General features: G+C 57.1%; 16 protein-coding genes and 1 pseudogene. 11 read left to right on the forward strand and 6 right to left on the reverse strand.

The genetic code is table 11. From position 1 onward, the window contains the following. Positions 1-21: 21 nt before the first annotated feature. Positions 22-1,341 carry a DEAD/DEAH box helicase gene (locus MCM46_18170; GenBank protein ID MCG3113734.1) on the reverse strand — a complete coding sequence of 440 codons (1,320 nt, stop codon included), beginning with the start codon at positions 1,339-1,341 and terminating at the stop codon, positions 22-24. Positions 1,342-1,700: 359 nt separating this feature from the next. Between MCM46_18170 and MCM46_18175 the strand changes: the two genes are divergently transcribed. Continuing rightward, positions 1,701-1,907, forward strand: a complete 207-nt coding sequence (locus tag MCM46_18175; protein MCG3113735.1) for a cold-shock protein — start codon at positions 1,701-1,703, stop codon at positions 1,905-1,907. 104 nt (positions 1,908-2,011) lie between these two features. Here MCM46_18175 and MCM46_18180 read toward each other — a convergent pair whose 3' ends face one another. Both MCM46_18180 and MCM46_18185 read right to left on the reverse strand, forming a co-directional pair. After that, positions 2,012-2,404 carry a tetratricopeptide repeat protein gene (locus MCM46_18180; protein MCG3113736.1) on the reverse strand — a complete coding sequence of 131 codons (393 nt, stop codon included), beginning with the start codon at positions 2,402-2,404 and terminating at the stop codon, positions 2,012-2,014. 253 nt (positions 2,405-2,657) lie between these two features. Beyond that, positions 2,658-2,849: a hypothetical protein gene (locus tag MCM46_18185; GenBank protein MCG3113737.1), complete on the reverse strand. Its 192-nt coding sequence runs from the start codon at positions 2,847-2,849 to the stop codon at positions 2,658-2,660. 355 nt (positions 2,850-3,204) lie between these two features. On the opposite strand from MCM46_18185, the gene MCM46_18190 reads away from it, so the two are divergent. Together MCM46_18190 and MCM46_18195 are read left to right on the forward strand one after the other, a co-directional pair. Further along, on the forward strand, positions 3,205-3,984 hold the full coding sequence (locus MCM46_18190; GenBank protein MCG3113738.1) for an HAD-IIA family hydrolase: 780 nt from the start codon (positions 3,205-3,207) through the stop codon (positions 3,982-3,984). After that, entirely contained in the window at positions 3,981-4,424 is a 444-nt protein-coding gene (locus MCM46_18195) for a VOC family protein (protein MCG3113739.1), read from the forward strand. Before MCM46_18190 ends, MCM46_18195 begins: the two co-directional genes overlap by 4 nt. 32 nt (positions 4,425-4,456) lie before the next feature. Here the strand turns inward: MCM46_18195 and MCM46_18200 are convergent, their stop codons facing one another. Together MCM46_18200 and MCM46_18205 are read right to left on the reverse strand one after the other, a co-directional pair. Then, entirely contained in the window at positions 4,457-6,370 is a 1,914-nt protein-coding gene (locus MCM46_18200) for an IPT/TIG domain-containing protein (protein ID MCG3113740.1), read from the reverse strand. A gap of 185 nt (positions 6,371-6,555) precedes the next feature. After that, positions 6,556-8,373: a hypothetical protein gene (locus MCM46_18205; protein ID MCG3113741.1), complete on the reverse strand. Its 1,818-nt coding sequence runs from the start codon at positions 8,371-8,373 to the stop codon at positions 6,556-6,558. A 233-nt stretch (positions 8,374-8,606) separates the two neighbouring features. On the opposite strand from MCM46_18205, the gene MCM46_18210 reads away from it, so the two are divergent. Continuing rightward, positions 8,607-9,467: a dienelactone hydrolase family protein gene (locus MCM46_18210; GenBank protein MCG3113742.1), complete on the forward strand. Its 861-nt coding sequence runs from the start codon at positions 8,607-8,609 to the stop codon at positions 9,465-9,467. Between the two features lie 15 nt (positions 9,468-9,482). On the opposite strand, the gene MCM46_18215 is transcribed toward MCM46_18210, so the two are convergent. Continuing rightward, a complete protein-coding gene (locus MCM46_18215; GenBank protein ID MCG3113743.1) occupies positions 9,483-9,929 on the reverse strand; it encodes a hemerythrin domain-containing protein in 447 nt (148 codons plus the stop codon). Positions 9,930-10,185: 256 nt separating this feature from the next. Here MCM46_18215 and MCM46_18220 point away from each other — a divergent pair, with 256 nt between their 5' ends. The 7 genes and pseudogenes from MCM46_18220 to MCM46_18250 all read left to right on the forward strand — a co-directional run bounded on the left by MCM46_18220 (position 10,186) and on the right by MCM46_18250 (position 18,031). Then, positions 10,186-10,608, forward strand: a complete 423-nt coding sequence (locus MCM46_18220; protein ID MCG3113744.1) for a cupin domain-containing protein — start codon at positions 10,186-10,188, stop codon at positions 10,606-10,608. Beyond that, the gene (locus MCM46_18225; protein MCG3113745.1) at positions 10,605-11,312 is read left to right on the forward strand and encodes an HAD-IA family hydrolase; all 708 of its coding nucleotides are present in this window, start codon (positions 10,605-10,607) and stop codon (positions 11,310-11,312) included. Before MCM46_18220 ends, MCM46_18225 begins: the two co-directional genes overlap by 4 nt. Positions 11,313-11,483: 171 nt before the next feature. After that, a complete protein-coding gene (locus MCM46_18230) occupies positions 11,484-13,427 on the forward strand; it encodes a protein kinase (GenBank protein MCG3113746.1) in 1,944 nt (647 codons plus the stop codon). Positions 13,428-14,377: 950 nt separating this feature from the next. After that, positions 14,378-15,088 (forward strand): annotated as a pseudogene (locus tag MCM46_18235) (rRNA pseudouridine synthase). Positions 15,089-15,177: 89 nt separating this feature from the next. Next, positions 15,178-15,462 (forward strand): hypothetical protein, encoded by a 285-nt coding sequence (locus tag MCM46_18240; GenBank protein MCG3113747.1) that lies wholly within the window; start codon positions 15,178-15,180, stop codon positions 15,460-15,462. A 117-nt stretch (positions 15,463-15,579) separates the two neighbouring features. Then, positions 15,580-17,337 carry an aspartate--tRNA ligase gene (gene aspS / locus MCM46_18245; protein ID MCG3113748.1) on the forward strand — a complete coding sequence of 586 codons (1,758 nt, stop codon included), beginning with the start codon at positions 15,580-15,582 and terminating at the stop codon, positions 17,335-17,337. Positions 17,338-17,449: 112 nt separating this feature from the next. After that, a complete protein-coding gene (locus MCM46_18250; protein MCG3113749.1) occupies positions 17,450-18,031 on the forward strand; it encodes a DedA family protein in 582 nt (193 codons plus the stop codon). Positions 18,032-18,033 lie beyond the last annotated feature (2 nt).

The following is an 18,033-nucleotide window of genomic DNA, read 5'->3' on the forward strand; positions in this document are numbered from 1 at the left end:
TACCTCTTTATTATCTCTTCATTATCTCTTCTTTCTCTTTCCGCCGATCGCACGCTTTTTGTTCCCAAACCGGGAGGGGCGTTCCCAGAAGGGACGTTTGCCCTGCGGTTTCCACTTTTTTTCTTCGCGGCCCTTTTCTCCGGGCCGTTTGGCGCGGTCCGGCCGTTTCGTGTGGTCGACCGCGGCCGGGGAATGGCTTCTCGCCCCGGGAAGGGCGCGGTAGTTAAAGTCGGGAAGCTTAACCCTGGGAAGGGCCGGTCCGAGGTTTCTTTCAATCGCGCGGAGCGCTCTTTCCTCCTCTTGCGACACAAGGGTGAAGGCGTCTCCGACCGCTTCGGCCCGGGCCGTTCGGCCGACCCGGTGGATGTAGGCTTCTGACGTACTGGGAAGATCGAAGTTGATCACATGCGAGATTTTCTCGACATCGATCCCTCTGGCGGCGATGTCGGTCGCCACCAAGACCTGCAACTGTCCCGATCGAAAAGCATTGAGGGAAGCGAGCCGCTGCGACTGCGTCCGGTTGGCGTGGAGCCGGCCGGTTTTAAATCCCTCCCGTTCGAGGACCTGCGCCAGGCGGTCTGCGCCATGTTTCGTCCGGGTGAAGACGAGCACCGACGACATCGCCGCATCGCGGAGAAGGGTCAGGAGGAGCTGGGTTTTCAGATGCTGCGGAACCGGATAGGCGGCGTGGCGGATGCCGACCGGCGTTTTTTCATCCCCCCCCAATTTGATCTTGACCGGATCGCGCATCATCTCTTGCGACAGCTTCACGATCTCATGCGGCAGCGTGGCCGAGAAGAGCATCGTCTGCCTTTGTTTGGGGATCGACTTGACGATCGTCCGGATATCGGGCAAAAACCCCATATCGAGCATCCGGTCGGCCTCGTCCAGGATCAATACTTCCAGCTGATCGAGCTTGGCGCTGCCGCGGCGAAGATGATCGAGCAGACGCCCGGGGGTGGCGATCACCATGTCGACCCCGGAGCGGAGCGCTTTGGTCTGCGGCCCCATCGGGACGCCGCCGTAAATGGCGATCGATCGAATCGGGGTCTGTTTGGCCAATTCGGAAAGATGATCGGCGACCTGCACGGCCAGCTCCCGGGTCGGGGTGAGCGCCAGAGCCCGCGTCCTCCCTTTTGAAGGAGAGAGGATCATTCGTTGCAAGACCGGCAGGAGAAAGGCGGCGGTTTTCCCTGTGCCTGTCTGCGCCCCGCCGATGAGATCTTTCCCGCTCAACGCGGCCGGGATCGCTTCGGCCTGGATCGGCGTCGGGCGGGTGTATCCCAGATCCCGAATCGCTTTGACTAAATGGGGGTGTAACCCCAATCCTTCAAACGGCATATCCATTCCTTTTGTAATCGGTTGTTTTCGCGTTGCATATGGACCTCTTCATTTAGAATAATCGTTGGAGAGATCGTTTTCTACTGTCCAAAAGGATTAACTCGGATCGGTAAGGAAGGGGTCCCGTTCCAGACCGTTGCCTTCTGCGATATCCCGCCCGAGGTAGAGCGAACGGAGGGCCCAAAAACTTTATTGACTTTGTCTGTGGATCGGTGTATAGTTCAGACAACTCATTGTGGATGGTGCAGTAAAGTAATCGAAAGCCGCAGCCCTCTCAAGGGATCGCGGCTTTTTTATTTTTCGGACACGTTGATGGCAGTGGGTTGGTAAGACAAAATATAACAAGGAGAAGCACAAACATGGTTAATGGCAAAGTGAAGTGGTTTAATGGCAGCAAGGGTTACGGATTTATCACGCGTAATGATGGAGAAGCGGATGTGTTCGTCCATTTTTCCGCCATCGCCGGAGACGGCTACAAATCCCTCGAAGAGGGAAATGAAGTCGAATTCGAAGTGACCCAAGGCCAGAAAGGCCCACAAGCCACCAACGTGAGACTCGTTTCCTAACGGAAATTTCTTCGCACGAAAAATGCCCCGATCGGATCGCTCCGGTCGGGGCATTTTATTTTACAATGTAGGGGGGGCAAACCCGCCCTTACAAAATTGATAGATTAATGCTTTTTCATCCCTTTCAGGTGGCCTTTGAGGATCGGGGATTCGGCGATGGCCGGATCCTTCGGGGCGAGATGCGCCGCATGATCGAATTGCTCCGTGGCCTCTTTGTGCTTTCCCATCTGGTCGAGCGCTAAGGCCAAGTTGTAACGGGCCTGGGCGAGCTTGTCGTCTGCTTTCACCGCCGCTCTAAAATGTTTCTCCGCCACATCCCAATGTCCCTGATTGTAATGTTCAATCCCTTCCGCGTTGTGTTCGGCGCCCGGCGAGCCTGCCGGGGCTTCCAGAGCAGGGAAGACTTTCTTTTCGTCGGCCCAGGCCCCGGGGACCAGAAGTGCGATGATGAAGAGCATGAAAGCCGCCGCCAAACCGCTTCGCTTGATCAATACCATTCAAGTCTCCTTTCGTTGTCCAAGATGGAGTTCACGCGCCCGGTTCAACCACCAACCCGAGCGGGGCGGTCCCTCTTCCCGCCGCGTCTCGCGCAGCATGGGGAGGTCCTACACGCCCTGATCATTGTCCGTCGAAAGGAGATTACTGTCAAGTGGGCGAATTGTAAGGTTGTTCAGTCGTTTCTACTTAAGTTGGATCTAATTGAAGCTCCCCGCTGCAAGCGGCCGGGAGCTTCAATCCGCACGATTGCTCTTACCGGGTTCTTCCTTCCCAGATGGCGTCGAAATAGTTGGACGAGCGACGGGAGGGTCTGTCGTCATCCTCTCGCTCGATCCGCTCCACATAGGTGTCCGACTCGCTGCTTTCATTTTTTGCCAGACGGTGGTAGCGGTTGAACCGGCGGTTTTCGTCGAGGTCTTCGCAATAAAGATCTTCTTCTCTCATTTCGGTCTCCTTAAGTATGGGATGATGAGCAAACCTAATTTCCGGATTGAATCGAATGTCGGATTGTAAGGTTAGCAAGAACAATGCCGGTAGGAGTCTCTGCCGGAAAGGGGACGCGGGGCTTCCCACGACCTTAAAGTGGAAAGTTTTTGCACTGCTCCCAAGAAATGTTTTGCAGGCTTTACTGATTCTCTGCATTCCGGATGGGGCTATCCCAACCTTTTTGCCTCCGATGCCTCTAAGGGCGGGTTTGAAACCCGCCCCTACACCGATATTTCTATTTATTTCCTTCCACCCGATTCGATATAATCCACCCTGAACGAGAGATCCTCATCGAAGGAAGGAGCCCGATCGCATGAATCCGCCGGCGCATAAGTTATTGAAAAGCTTTCTGATCGACATGGACGGGGTGCTCGTTCGGGGGCCGAACCTGATTCCCGGGGCCGATGTCTTCATCGAGCGGCTGAAATCGGAAGGACGGAAATTCTTGGTCTTCACCAACAACTCGCTCCGCACGCCGAAGGACCTGTCGCACCGGCTGAAGAAAATCGGCCTTCAGGTCGGGGCCGATCATATCTACACCTCCGCGTTGGCGACGGCCCGTTTTCTCAACAGCCAGAGGCCGAAGGGGACCGCCTTCGTCATCGGCGAATCGGGGTTGATGGAGGCGCTCCACGATGTGGGGTATGTGGTGACCGATTTACAGCCCGACTATGTCGTGGTGGGAGATACCGACTTTTACGACCACCCGCGGATTACGCAGGCGGTCCGGCTGGTTCATAACGGGGCCCGATTGATCGCAACGAACCCCGATGTGACCGGACCGGCCGAGGCCGGGATCGTCCCCGCCACCGGGGCGCTGGTCGCGCTGATCGAGAAGGCGACCGGACATCAAGCCTACTTCGTCGGAAAGCCGAATCCGCTGATGATGCGGACCGCGCTTCACCAGATCGGGGAACATTCGGAGAACGCCGTGATGGTGGGAGACCGGATGGACACCGATGTGGTCGCCGGAATCGAGAGCGGGCTGGAGACGATTCTCGTCTTAACGGGGGTCACGCGGCGCGAAGATGTCGACCGGTATCCCTACCGTCCGACCCGAATCGTCGAATCGATCAGCGCGATCGAATTGTGAACCTCGGCGTCGTCGACCAACGGGGCAACGCCCCGACGAATACCGTCACGTTCCTGAAAAACAAAAAAGGAGGAAAACCGAACATGATCCAATCGATCGCATTCACCATGTACCCCGTCACCGATATGGCGCGTTCCAGAAAATTTTATGAAGAGGTGCTCGGCCTGAAAGTCAGTTACACCTTCGGGGAGCAGTGGATCGAGTACGATCTGGGAGGGAACACCTTTGCGATCACCAGCATGAACATCGGCCGCACCCCGGGCGCCAAGGGGGCGAGCGTCGGATTCGAGGTGAGCGATTTCGAGGCCTTTACGAAAGGTCTCAAAGAAAAATCGGTGAAGTTTATTCTGGATAATTACGAAACCCCGGTCTGCCGGATGTCGGTGATCGAAGACCCCGACCAGAACCATATCACGATCCACAAACTGCACAAGGGATAGGGATGGATATCGGGCGGGTTTGAAACCGGCCCCTACAATCGACCGCCGGCGCTGATGCCTTGGGCGTAGATGTCCCACTGGCCGCTCCGGTGATCCTGCCAGGCCATGATCGCGCCGCCGAACCCGTCCGGGAGGATTTGGGGAGGGGAGGTGGCCGTGCCGGAAGATTGATCGCCGGCGGCGCTGGAAACGGCGACGCCGTTGGCGGTCCACTGAACGGTCCCGCCGCTGTTGACCCGCTGAGCATAGAGATCGTTCGTTCCGCTGCGGCGATCGGTCCAGGTGACGATGGCGCCGCCGGCGCCGTCCGGGACGATCCGGGGGAAAGATTGGGTATTCGCCGCGGTGGAAATCGCAGCCCCCTCGGCCGCCCACTGCAGCGCGCCGGCGCCGTTCACCCGCTGGGCGAAAATATCGGTCCCATCCTGCCAGGTGATCAGCGCCCCGCCCGAGCCGTCCGAAATCATTTGGGGGACCGATTGGGCGTTGGCGGTCGTGGCGATCGGCGCGCCGTTGGCGGTCCAGAGCGCCGCGCCGCCGCCGTCTACCCGTTGGGCGAAGATTTTATCGGTTCCGCTGCGCCCGTCCTGCCAAACGACCGTTGCTCCGCCGGTATCGTCTGAAATGAGTTGAGGAAATTGCTGATTATTGGCGGCGGTGGAGATCGCGGTTCCGTCGGCGGTCCAGAGCGCCTCTCCCTCGCCGCTGATCCGTTGCGCGTAGATGTCGGAGTGCGTGACGTTCCGGTGGTCCTGCCAGACAATGATCGCGCCGCCGGCGCCGTCCGAAATCAAATGCGGAGATTGTTGCGCGTCGGCCGCGAGCGAGACGGGGACCCCGTCGGCCCCCCATTGCGCCACCCCTTCCCCGTTGATCCGCTGAACGAAGAGGTCGGGTGTTCCCCCATTGCGGAAATCGAGCCAAACGAGGATTGCGCCGCCCGATCCGTCGGGAATGACCTGGGGGGAGAGCTGGGCATTCGCCGCGCCAGTCACCGGAACACCGTTCTCCGCCCACTGAGCGATCCCGTCGCGGTTCACCCGCTGCGCATAAATATCAGACGTCCCGGTCCGGTTGTCTTCCCAGGTGATGATCGCGCCCCCCGCGCCGTCGGAAACCAGTTGGGGAACCGATTGGTTGTTGGCCGCGGCGGCGACCGGCACGCCGTCGGCGGCCCAGAGCACCGCTCCGCTGCCGTTCACCCGCTGGGTGTAGACGTCGGTATTCAGCCCATTGCGAAGATCGGCCCAGACGACGATCGCCCCGGCCGCGCCGTCCGAAACCAGTTGCGGAAAAAGCTGCTCGTTCGCCGCGGTCGAAAGGGGAACGTTCTCCGGATTCTCCTTCTCCCACAGAACGACCAACGTGCCGGGGCTGCTCTCCACCCCGCCGATCACCACCTTGACCGATCCGGTTGATGCCCCCTCCGGGATCAGCGCCCGGATCTCCGTTTCATTCCAGCTGAGAATGCCGCTTGCCGTCACGCCGCCGACGGTCAGGCTTCCCCCCTCGCCTGTCCCGAACCCCGCGCCGGTGATCCGGATTTCGCTCCCGGCCTTCGCTTCCGAGGGGTTGACGCTGGTGATGATCGGGCCGGTCGGGCTGACCGAAACCAGCATCGTCGCAAAGCCGGTCGCTTGCATCCCCTCTTCGCTCGACACCTCCACCTGAATCGGCACGCTTCCGACGGTGGATGGCGCGGTCCAGGTGACCGGATTGGTGTCCCTTGTGCTCAACGTCCCCGCCGCCGCCCGCCACCGATAGGTCAAGCCGCCCTCCTCGCCGTCCACCGAGACGGTCAACACGGCGCTCTCCCCCGGCCGGACCACCGAAGGCTCCGCCGCGAGGGTGTCGATCTCCAGGCCGTTGTTGTTTCCTCTCCCGTCGCACCCGGCAAGAAGAAAGATTCCAAAAAAGAGCGCTGTCCAGTGAACGAGTCTTTTCATCCCTCTCTCCGCATCTCAACGAATATACAGATTTCGAGAGAGAGGTGTCAATCAAAGGAGATCCGGATCACGAAAAAGTGGATCACGACACACTTTTTTACAGGCGGGTTTTCTTTTTGGAGCCTGACGTATAAAATAAAAGGCCCCGCGCGGAAGTCTGCGCGGGGCCTTTGTTCCTTCGATGATTAGCGGAAGGGGAACCAGACGTTTGTCACCTGGCCGTTCACACCGGTTACCTCGACGCTGATCGAGGCAGGAACCGGTCCTTCGGGATCTTCCAGCGAGACGATCTCTCCTTCCCCGCAGTGGGTCGGAATGGTGATTGTCCCGGAAGTCGCCGTGATCGAGAGCCGGGTGTCGCTTTCGATATCGCAGCCGCTTCCACCCGCCACGACAAATGCCCTGAGATCGACGTTCGCGATCGCGAAGGTCGTCGGCAATGTCCACTCAACGGTGACGGTCTGACCCTTGACGGAGGCGAGCGAGTGATCGGTCAGGTTGGTGATCGCGATCGTCTCCGTTGTGTTTGCTCGGACCATATCGGTGTAGGTGCGGTCCCCGCTCGCATCGGACGGTGTCACCGTGAAGGTATAAACCGTCCCAGCAGGCGGAAAGGCATCAAGCGAATCGCAACTCGGCGGACAGAGATCGAACCGCTCCCGGATAATGTCGATCTCGTTCCCCGGCGTCGGCTCCAGGGTATCGGTGCTTGTAAGCACGTTTTCCGTGAGGGTGTAAGAAGAGCCGTCGCTTCCGCTCACCGTGACCCCACTGATATCGCCGACCGGTCCCTCTTCCTGGAGATGGAGGACCTTCACCGGATTGGTACAATCGCCACAGGTGTCATCCATCCGGTTTTCGATCCGGATGTCGGCGTCCACCCGGACAATCCGCTGATTGCCGTATAAGAGCCAGGATCCATCGGATTGACGCCGGAAGGTCAATCCTGATCCCCCTTCATCCTCTATGCTTTCTTCGACTGTGACCCCGTCTTCCGTAAACGAGACCACCCCGGCGATAGAGACCACCTTATTGGTGTCGTCATACGAATAGATTCGATCGACGGAGAAGGCGTTCATCGTAATCCCACGAAAATCGGTTGCGAATTCCGCCGCGCCGATTTCTGCGTCATCCCCATCTTCAAGGTAGCCGGGATCAAACAGATCGGCCAGGTCGGAAGCGGCAAGCGTGTCCCCTTTGCTGTTGACTGTGTTCGCAAGCTGAGTGAGGGCGCTTTGCACCCCTGCGAGGGCCGCTTGTTGTGCGGAGGTCGCCGGAATCACCGTGGTGGTGACACTGCTGCTGGTTGTGGTTCCGTCTGTTGTTGTCGTGCTGATTGTTGCGCTTCCGTCGGAGGTGTCGAACGTCACCGTGGTTGTCTGTGTGACCGTTCCGTCGGTGATCGTCACCGTGCCGTCGTCTGCAATGGTTGTCATATCGAGCAGGAGGTCGAAACCGGTGCTGTCGGCGTCAAAGGGGGTTGTGATCAGGTCGAATTCTGCCGGATCGAGCCCATTTGCGATGAGCCATTGATGGACGATCTCTTCCACCACGTCGGCAATCGTCTGAAGGATGGCGGCCGTGGGAGCAGGGTTTCCGACCGGGTCATTGAATCCGGCATCGACGGTTTGGCCCTGGACCTGATACCAAGCTTGAATGATCATGTCGGTCAAGGGATGAATGTTGATGACGCCGGCTGCGCCTCCCACACTATAAAGCGCGGTTCCGCCGGGGAGATCGACCTTCACAAGGAAGGGGGCGGTCATCCCGTCGACGTCGATTGTATATTTCCCGTCGGCGCCGGTGGTGGCCGTCGCGGAGGCGCCCGCGGCGTCTTTGATCGTGATCGTGGCGCTCGCGACGGCGGCGCCGGTCGCCGCCGTTCCCGACACCGTCGCGCCGGCCGGATTTCCTCCGGAGCTTCCCCCTCCGCCGCAGTTCTGTAGCACAAGAGGAGAGAAGAAGAGTAGGACGAGCATCCAGCGGTAGAAACGTGACTGCATTTGAGCCTCCTTGTTGGCCGTTATTGTTCGTTGGTCATTATTTATTTAAAGGCGTTAAAATAATCCTACGAAAGTATACCAGAGGATTAAAAATGCGGGGTGACTCATTGCGGAGGGAGGACGGCAGCCCTCGACGGGGAGAATGGGGTTGAAAATCGATGGCCGGAGCAAGTAGACTGTATCGATTTGCAATCTGAGTAGAATTCGACTGCGATCAGCGGAGGAGAAACGGCATGGAAGAACCTTTAGAGACGTTCCTGTCAAAGAAGCCATTTACTCGGCGGGAGTTTGTGGTGACGGCGCTGGCCGCCGGGTTCGCCCTGGCGGTGCGGCCGGCGTTCGGCGAACTCCTCACAACCGACGCGGGCGGCCTGACCGCGGGTGAAGTGAAGATCCCGGCCAAGGGTGGAGAGATGCCGGCGTATCGGGCGATGCCGGAAAAGGGGGGGGCCTTCCCGGTTGTCCTGGTGGTCCAGGAGATCTTCGGGGTCCACGAACATATCAAAGACATTTGCCGCCGTCTGGCCAAACTCGGATATCTCGCCGTCGCCCCTGAGCTCTATGCCCGGCAGGGGGATGTGTCGAAGATGGCCGACACGCAGGAGATTTTCAAGGTGGTCTCCAGGGTCCCGGATGCGCAGGTGATGGCCGATCTCGACGCCGCGGCTGATTGGGCGGGAAAGTCGGGCAAAGGGGATCTCAAACGGCTGGGGATCACCGGGTTCTGCTGGGGCGGGCGGATCGTCTGGCTCTACGCGGCGCACAGTCCGCAGCTGAAGGCGGGGGTCGCCTGGTACGGGCGCCTGGTGGGGCAGGCAAGCGATCTGCAGCCGCAACATCCGATCGACGCGGCGGCGAAATTGAAAGCGCCGGTTCTCGGACTTTACGGCGGCGCCGACACCGGCATTCCGATCGAAACGGTCGAGCGGATGCGCCAGGCGCTAAAAGCCGCCGGGGGCGGGTCGGAGATCGTCGTCTACCCCGACGCCCCACATGCTTTTCACGCCGACTACCGTCCCAGCTATCGGAAGGAAGCGGCGCAGGACGGGTGGAAGCGGATGCTCGAATGGTTTCAGAGACAGGGGGTGGCGTAGGGTTCCTTGGCAGGGTCACGCCGCCATGCCGTATCCGCCGGTTCTCAAATCGATCTTGAGATCCGCAATCCGGTCGCCCAGATCGTCGAGTTTGTCTCTCAGCCTATCCTCGGCGGCCGGAAAGAGATTTTCCTCCTCATCCCGGATGTGCGCCTGGATTTTTTGCTCGAAGACGGCCAGGTCTTCCATAAAAACATCTTTTCCCTTTACCAGCCGAATGGCCATCATCTCATCCAGGAGCTGATCCATCTCTCGATGCTCCTCAATATTTTTCCCAATCTCTTCATGTCCGATTTTTTTCATCGCCGGATAAAAGAGCTGCTGCTCGCTTTCGGTGTGCACTTTGTAATTGTCGTAAATCCGATTCAGCAGGAGCGCATTCCTTTTTCCGACCCGCTTGGCTTGGTGAATCAGCTCGATCAGATTGCGGTGGTCGGTCTTTAATAATTCCGTTGCCTTCATGCGCTGCTCCTTTTCGAAAAGAGGGTGAGCTTCATTCAACCATCGTACGGAAGAGGGAAAGAAAAAACAATTCTTCAAAAGAGGGGGAACCGATTCATCCGGCTGGATGAGTCGGGACGCTTTCCTTCGTCGCCGTTTTCTCTCCCTGTTTCCCTATTGACTCCGGCATAAAAGAAGGCTATTTTGATGCCCGATAGGCAAAGGGAAATGATCACCGCAAGGGAACTCCGGTTCGGGGTTTGGAGGAGGCAGGCAGATGTCAAAACAAGCGAAGATGGCGACCTTTCCCAATGGGGTCAAGGTGATCAAATGGGGGCGAAAGGAAGAGCCGACGGCGGAATCGGTCGCCGAGGAGATGAAGCGGTTCGGCTATACAGTCTATGATCTTCAGACCGTCGCCCCCTGGTTCGAGCGAAGCCGGCATGCGCACGATGAGCCGGAGATCCGCGCGGCGGTGTCGGGGGTGATCACGTTTCATTTTGATGACCTTCCGGTCACGGTCGAAGCAGGAGACATTCTTTTCATCCCGGGCGGGCTGGCCCACGAGGTGATCAGCCACAACGGCCGCCCCTTCTCCGCTTATAAAGGTTCGTTGAGCGGGGAGCGAAAGGTGACCGAGCATGGCGATGCGAGCGGGAGCGTCGAGCAGTTGTCGCGCAGGGCCTCGGGGGCGAAATGAGCTGCATGATTTGTCTTGATCTCGACGGAACGCTCGAAGACAGCCGGCGCGACATGATCTCGGCGGCCCATCGGGTCCGCGAGGGGTTGGGATTGCCGCGCCGCACCGATGAAGCGGTCCTTCCTTGGGTCAACAAGGGGATGGAACAACTTTATCGGGCTTGCTTCGACGACTATCTTCAAGCGGACGAGGGGGCGCGGATGGAAGAAGTCCGCCGTCGATACGAAGCCGATTATCTCGAGAATGTGGTCTGTGAAACGAAACTCTATCCGGGAATTTCCGACGCGGTCAAACGCTTGTCCTTGATCGGTCCGTTGGTGGTTGTGACGAATAAACCGGAGCGGATCTCGCGCCGTCTGCTCGACCTTCTTGGGATTGGAAAGTTCTTCGCCGACGTCATCGGCGGAGATACCTGTCCGGTGATTAAACCGGACCCGCGGGTCTTGAAAGAGGCCGCCCTCTGCTGCGGCTTTCTTTCAGACAAAGGGCGGGCAGTGATGATCGGCGACTCTGCAGCGGATATCAAAATGGGCCGCGCCTTCGGGGCGGCGACGGTCTGGTGTGCCTGGGGCTACGTCGATCGACCGGGCGAGCAGCCCGATTGCATCGCCCCGTCCCCGGAAGTGTTGCCGGCGCTGGTGCAAACCCTCCTGACGCTCCCGCCGAATCCGATCCGTTCCAGTGGCTCCGCAAACACGTCATAACCGATCCATCCCTTATGCATGGTTCTTGCTCTCATTCTAGAGTCGTATCGGACAGCCTTTCCTTGACAAAACGCCGACCTTAAGATTTACTTTCCTATACGGATTCATTCCTTTATTTCCGCAACTTTATACAAAGTAGCCAATTCATCTCCGGGAGAGAAAGAGAATCGGATGAATTTTCCCGCCCAGTACGGAAAATACCTCCTCATCGATAAGATTGCCAAAGGGGGCATGGCCGAGGTCTTTCTGGCGAAGCAGACCGGATCGAAAGGATTCGAGCGGCTTCTTGCCATCAAGCGGATTCTTCCCCACTTTACCGAGAATGCCGAATTCGTCTCGATGTTCATCAATGAGGCGAAAGTGGCGGCCCAGCTCTCTCATCCGAATATCGTCCAGGTGTTTGATTTCGGACAGGTCGAGGAATCTTACTACATCGGAATGGAATACATCATGGGAAGGGATCTTCGGACGATCATGGAGCGGAGTCAAAAGAGTAGCCGGCCCCTTCCGATCGATCAGATTCTCTTCATCGTCAGCCGCGTTTGCAGCGGGTTGGAGCATGCGCACAAGAAGAAAGATCTGCACGGAAACGAGCTGAACCTGGTCCACCGGGACATCAGCCCGCAGAATATTCTGATCTCCTACGACGGCGAGATCAAGCTGGTCGACTTCGGCATCGCAAAAGCGGCCCTCCAGGAGAACGAAACCCGGACCGGAATCCTCAAAGGAAAACTCGCCTACATGTCTCCCGAGCAGGCTTGGGGAAAAGGGATCGATCACCGCTCCGACCTTTTTTCTCTGGGAATTGTCTTGTACGAGTGCGCGACCGGCAAGCGGCTCTTCAAGGGGGACAGCGAAATCAACACACTCGAGCGAGTGCGCGAAGCGAAGTTCGAATCTCCCCGCCAATTGAACGCAGCGATCTCGGAACAGGTCGAAGCAACCGTAGCGAAGTCGCTGGCCAAGGAGGTGCAAGATCGATATGCCTCCGCCGCGCTGATGCAGGGGGAACTGGAGCGGTGCCTGTCGAAGCCACTCAGCGAGATCCAATCGGATCTGGCGCAAAGCGTCCATCAGCTCTTTCATGAGGAGATCGAGAAGGACCAGGCCCGAATGAAGAGAGCCGCCCTGGCGACCGCGGAAAGCGTCACGGTTCAGCTCGGAATCGGGACACCCGCTTCAAATCCATCCAAAGCGGTCCCTTCTAATCCCAAGTTGGAGGTTCCGAAGAAGCGGGGAGCGATGGCCATTACGGCGTTTTTGATTGTGGGCGCGTTGGGTCTTATCGGAGTCGGCACGGTTGTCTTTCTCAAAAAGGGAGAAGAGCCCGACATCCTGGTGGCAAAGCCTTTGCCGGTCCCAAGTCAGCCGGCGGTGATCTCTCCGCCTCCCCCTCCCGCGGCGCCCGCGCCCAAAGGAGGGGAGGTGAAGCCGGATACGCCAAACGAGCGTCCCGCCGTTGGATCGGCGCCCCGGACCGAGCCTGCCACAGCGGCGCCGGCGGCCTTGACGCACCGTCCCGCTGAAGAAAAAGCGGTAGAGCAGGTTAGGGTCTCTAAAAAAGCACCCGAACCCCCGGTTACCGGAACGGATCTCGCTCAAAAGATTTCTCCTCCCGAGCCGAAGAAGAGCGCTCCTCCTACGATGGAGAGGAAAGAGGCGCTTCCGCCGCCTCAGGAAGTTGTCCCCAAAGAGATCCCGCCGAAGCAAGAACCGGTCAAAGAGGCGGCATTGCGTCCTCCCGCAGCCGTTACTCCCAAGCCGCCAACGCTCTCGGATGAGGAACTGATCCGCCAGATTATCCGGCGTCAAGAGAAGGCTTTTGAGAATAAGGACGTTGGGCTTTATTTGAAAGACCTGGCGCAGTCCTCTCCGAAAGATGAAAAAGAGCTTCAATCGTTCTTTGATCAGTACGAAAGTGTCTCCGTTCAATTTGATATCTCCGACCTTCAAATCAACGGAAACCGGGCCTCCATTACGATGAACCAACAGACGAATTTAAGGGCCAAAAAGGCCAAGAAAGTCCAAACGGCGACCAACAAGGTCAGTTGGGGTCTCCTGAAAGACGGGGAGACCTGGAAAATCAGCGATACAAAAATCGTTGAAAAAAAGTAGTCCGCAGTTCCTTCCTATGTTTTCCCTTCCTTTGTTTTAACGCAGTCGATTCCAACCGTGAATCACCTCGATCAGCGCGTCGCGAGTCTGTTCCCTTTTAGGGGGGGATCCTTTTTGTCATGAATCTGTGCAGATGGGAATGGAGTGGTTTCAGGTTTTTCTGGATGCCTGCTTCCGTGCATCTTTTGCGAACCGGCGGAGCGTGATCGTCCGGGTCCGATAGAATGGCATTACAAACGGGGATGTTCCATCGCGAGTGATTTTGTATCGACTTGCGGATAGTTCATTGAAGACTTTAACTCTTCCGGTTTCTCTTACCTCATTTCCATTCCGCCTATCCTGAAAAATACCATTCTGTTTTTCGCCGAAGTTTATCCTCTTAAAACGCGTTTCGTTCAGATCCTTTTTTCGGAAGGGGAGGGGTGTAAAAAGTCTGATATTTTTAGAAAAGGCATCGATTCCACGGTCGCCGCGTTCGACCGATCTCTTCTATTTTGATTTGGCCTAGATCGCTTCGGACCGAGGCGATCCTCTCTCGGTATAGACTAGTGTGGATTTCCTGTGGATAAAAAACCTAAAGAAACCCTTGAGCCGCGCCGGAAAAAGATATAATACTAGCTAGTTCTAGCATAGAAAAGATTGCCTAGTTCGGTCTGACTAGGTTGTGGGCTATTCAGGTGTGCCGGTGAATACACAGGCTGTTGAAAAGTCATTTATCAAAATAATCATCGATATTTAGGATCGATCTGTCTCGGGCCGCTGATGTAAGGATGGAGATGGTTCAAATAGGCGAGTCGGGTCGATCCCTCCTAGACTAGTAGGATCGAGCGAGGCGGGACGATTCTATCGGGGCCGGTTCGTTGCGGCGCGAGAGATAGTGCTTGACCATCCAGGAAAGAGTCTGTTAGAACATCAGAGATCGAATCGCCTTAAATAGGGGTATAAAGATGATAGAGCGACTGCAGAAGGTGATTGCGAAAGCGGGGATTGCGTCCCGGCGCCATGCGGAGGAGATGATTCTCGATGGGCGGGTTCAGGTGAATGGCAAGATCGTCACGGAGCTCGGTACCAAGGTCGATCCGGAGAAAGACTACGTCAAAGTAAACGGCAAGCGAATCCAGATCGAGCCGCATAAGATCTATTTGCTTTTAAATAAACCGAGAGGATATATTACCTCGGTTCACGATCCCGAAGGTCGGCCCACGGTGATGGAGTTTGTCCGGGACATCAAAGAGCGGGTCTATCCGGTCGGACGCCTCGACTATGATTCGGAAGGGCTTCTTCTTCTCACCAACGACGGCGACCTGGCCGGTGCGTTGATGCACCCGAGCAGCGGGGTTGAGAAGACCTATTGGGTGAAGATCAAAGGGCATCTGACGGAAGAGAAGATCAAAAAATTGGCACTGGGAGGGCTTTCGCTGCCGGGCGGAAAGAGCGCTCCCGCCCGGGTTCGGCCGCTTCGGAAAACCTCCGAGCATGATTGGATCGAGATCATCATACACGAAGGGAAGCGACGGCAGATTCGGATGATGGTTGAAAAAATCGGTCATGACGTATTGAAGTTGAAGCGGGTCGCTTACGGTTTTCTGGCGCTGGGGGATCTCCTTCCGGGAGATTATCGCCGGCTGACGCCGGCGGAGGTGAAGGGATTAAAGGGGCTCATTCATAAAGGGGGGGCGGCAAAAAAAGCGCCGGTGAAACCGAAAGGCGAGGCGGTGCGGGGTAAACGCGCGGGAGGGGGTTAGACGGAATGGAACCATTGGTTTTAACGAACAGTGAAGAGATACTTAAACTTTTAACACAGGTTACTTTGAAAGGACAGGGATTCACTACAGAGTGTCTGGTGGCCGAAGTATTGGACGCCGGCCTTTATGAACCCGACTTTCTGAATGCCAGCGGTGTCGATCCCGAAGCCTATTATAATGGAGAGCCGAACGCCTGGGCAAATTACCATATCCGTATGAGTAAAAAGGTCTTCATGGTCTACGGCGGGCCCAACAAAGTCCGCACCTTCCATATTGCCGATACTCCCTAAAAGATCAATTAGGAATCTGGGAATTATGTAAGACGGCGCTCTCGTCTTGCTCGCGTTGACAAGGAAAATCACGCGTGTTAATCTGCACGCCAATATAATAAATAAAGGCATAGAACAATGAAACGGACAGATTATTGCGGCGCGTTGACGGCGGCGCAGATTGAAAAAGAGGTGACGCTGGCCGGGTGGGTTCACCGGCGGCGCGATCACGGCGGGTTGATCTTTATCGATCTTCGCGATCGGGAAGGTCTGGTCCAGGTTGTCTTCAACCCGCAGCTCTCCGAAGAGATCCATCAACGGGCGCATCAGCTTCGGTCGGAGTATGTCATCCAGGTGATCGGCAAGGTGATGCGCCGCCCTGCGGGGACGGTGAACCGGGAGCTTCCGACGGGAGAAGTCGAAATCCATGCGAGCGATCTGGTCATCCTCAATGCCTCGTTGACCCCTCCTTTCTCCATCGAAGAAGAGAAAGAGCCTTCTGAATCGCTCCGTCTTCAATACCGTTATCTCGACCTTCGGCGGAAATCGGTCCAAACGAATTTTATTCTTCGCCACAACCTCTCGAAAGCGGTCCGCCGTTTTCTCGATCAACACCAATTCCTCGAAATCGAGACGCCCTTTCTCACCAAAAGCACGCCGGAAGGGGCGCGCGACTTTCTCGTTCCCAGCCGCTTAAACGTCGGCCAGTTCTATGCCTTGCCCCAGTCGCCGCAGCTCTTCAAGCAGATCTTGATGATCTCCGGATTCGACCGGTACTACCAGATCGTCCGCTGCTTCCGCGATGAAGATTTGAGGGCCGACCGGCAGCCGGAGTTCACCCAGATCGATCTTGAGATGTCGTTCATCGAGCGGGAGGATATTCTTTCTTTGATGGAAGAGATGGTCCGGACCGTTCTCAAGGAGGTGAAAGGAATTCAGTTGGAATCATCCTTCCCGCGGCTGACCTATCAGGAGGCGATGAGCCGGTTCGGAGTCGATAAGCCCGATCTCCGTTTCGGGCTGGAGCTGAAGGATCTTTCGGATATCGCGGCTCGCTCCGAATTTAAAGTTTTCCGCGAGGCGGTCGAGAAGAAGGGATTGGTGAAAGGGATCAATGCGAAAGGGCTTTCCACACTCTCCCGAAAAGAGCTGGAAGAGTTGACCCTGGAGGCGACCGGACGGGGCGCCAAGGGGCTTGCCTGGATGAAGGTCACCGCCGAAGGGATGGAAGCGCCGATCGCCAAGTTTTTTAAACCGGAGATGCTGAAGGAGATCGGTCAGCGGTTGGAGGCGGCGCCGGGGGATCTTCTTCTCTTTGTCGCCGATCGGGAGAAGGTTGTTTATGAAGTCCTCGGCCATCTCCGTTTGGTCATCGGACGGCGGCTCAACCTGATCGATCCCAACGCCCTCAAGCTTCTCTGGGTCACCGATTTTCCGCTCCTGGAATACGACGAAACCGAAAAGCGCTACGTGGCGATGCACCATCCTTTCACTTCGCCGATGGATGAGGACATCCCCTCGCTTGCGACCGATCCGCTCCGCGCGCGGGCGAAGGCGTACGACATCGTCCTCAACGGGACGGAGATCGGCGGCGGGAGCATCCGTATCCATCAAAACGAAGTGCAGTCGAAGATGTTCGATCTTCTCGGCATTACGAAAGAGGAGGCCGAGGCAAAATTCGGTTTCCTGCTTCAAGCGCTCCAATACGGCGCCCCTCCGCACGGCGGCATCGCATTCGGACTCGATCGGTTGACGGCCATCCTGGCCGGCGTCGATTCGATCCGGGATGTCATCGCCTTTCCAAAGACACAGAAGGGTATCTGCCTGATGACGAACGCCCCTTCCGAGGTCGATCAGCGTCAACTCAAGGAACTTCACATCAAAAAAGCCGAATAGAGAAAGTGGAATCATTGCGCGCCTTGACGATTTCCTTTCCGTTCGATGGGATGGAAAGCCGCGCTCCATTTTTTTCCGGAAAGAGTCGTTCGTCAAAAACGGGTCGATATAAATGTCCCTCACTGAGCTGCTGAAACAATATGGTCTCTGGACGGTGTTGCTCGGGACCTTCTTTGAAGGAGAAGGGGTCATGTTGATGGCGGGCGGATTGGCGCATCAGCAGATTCTCTCCCCCCTCGGATCCTGGCTGGTCGGCGCCCTCGGGGCGTATGTCGGGCATTTGGTTTATTACGGTCTGGGGCGTTATCTTAAGGCAAAAGGCCTTTTTGCCCGGGTCCCGCGTTGGAAGCCGAAAATCGAGCGGGCGCTCCCCCTCATCCGGAAATATCCGAAGCTGAGCATTTTTATCATGCAATACCTCTATGGAATGAGAATCGTCGGGGCGGTCGCGATGGGACTGTCGGGGATGGCCTGGTCGACCTTCATGAGCATCGAGCTCATCAACTGCTTGATCTGGTCCGGCGTGATCCTGATGATCGGCTACAGCGCGACGGCGGCGGTGCTGGCGTGGCTCCCGCTGGCGGAGAAAAGCCTGACCGGGATTTTTATCGCCGTGCTCCTGGCGATGGGGATGTTGTATCTGCTGGTCGGAAGGGGCGTACGGTGGAAGGAAAAGTCGGATCTTGACGGTTGATC

The sequence above is a fragment of the Candidatus Manganitrophus morganii genome, from assembly GCA_021651055.1.
GTDB lineage: Bacteria > Nitrospirota > Nitrospiria > SBBL01 > Manganitrophaceae > Manganitrophus > Manganitrophus morganii.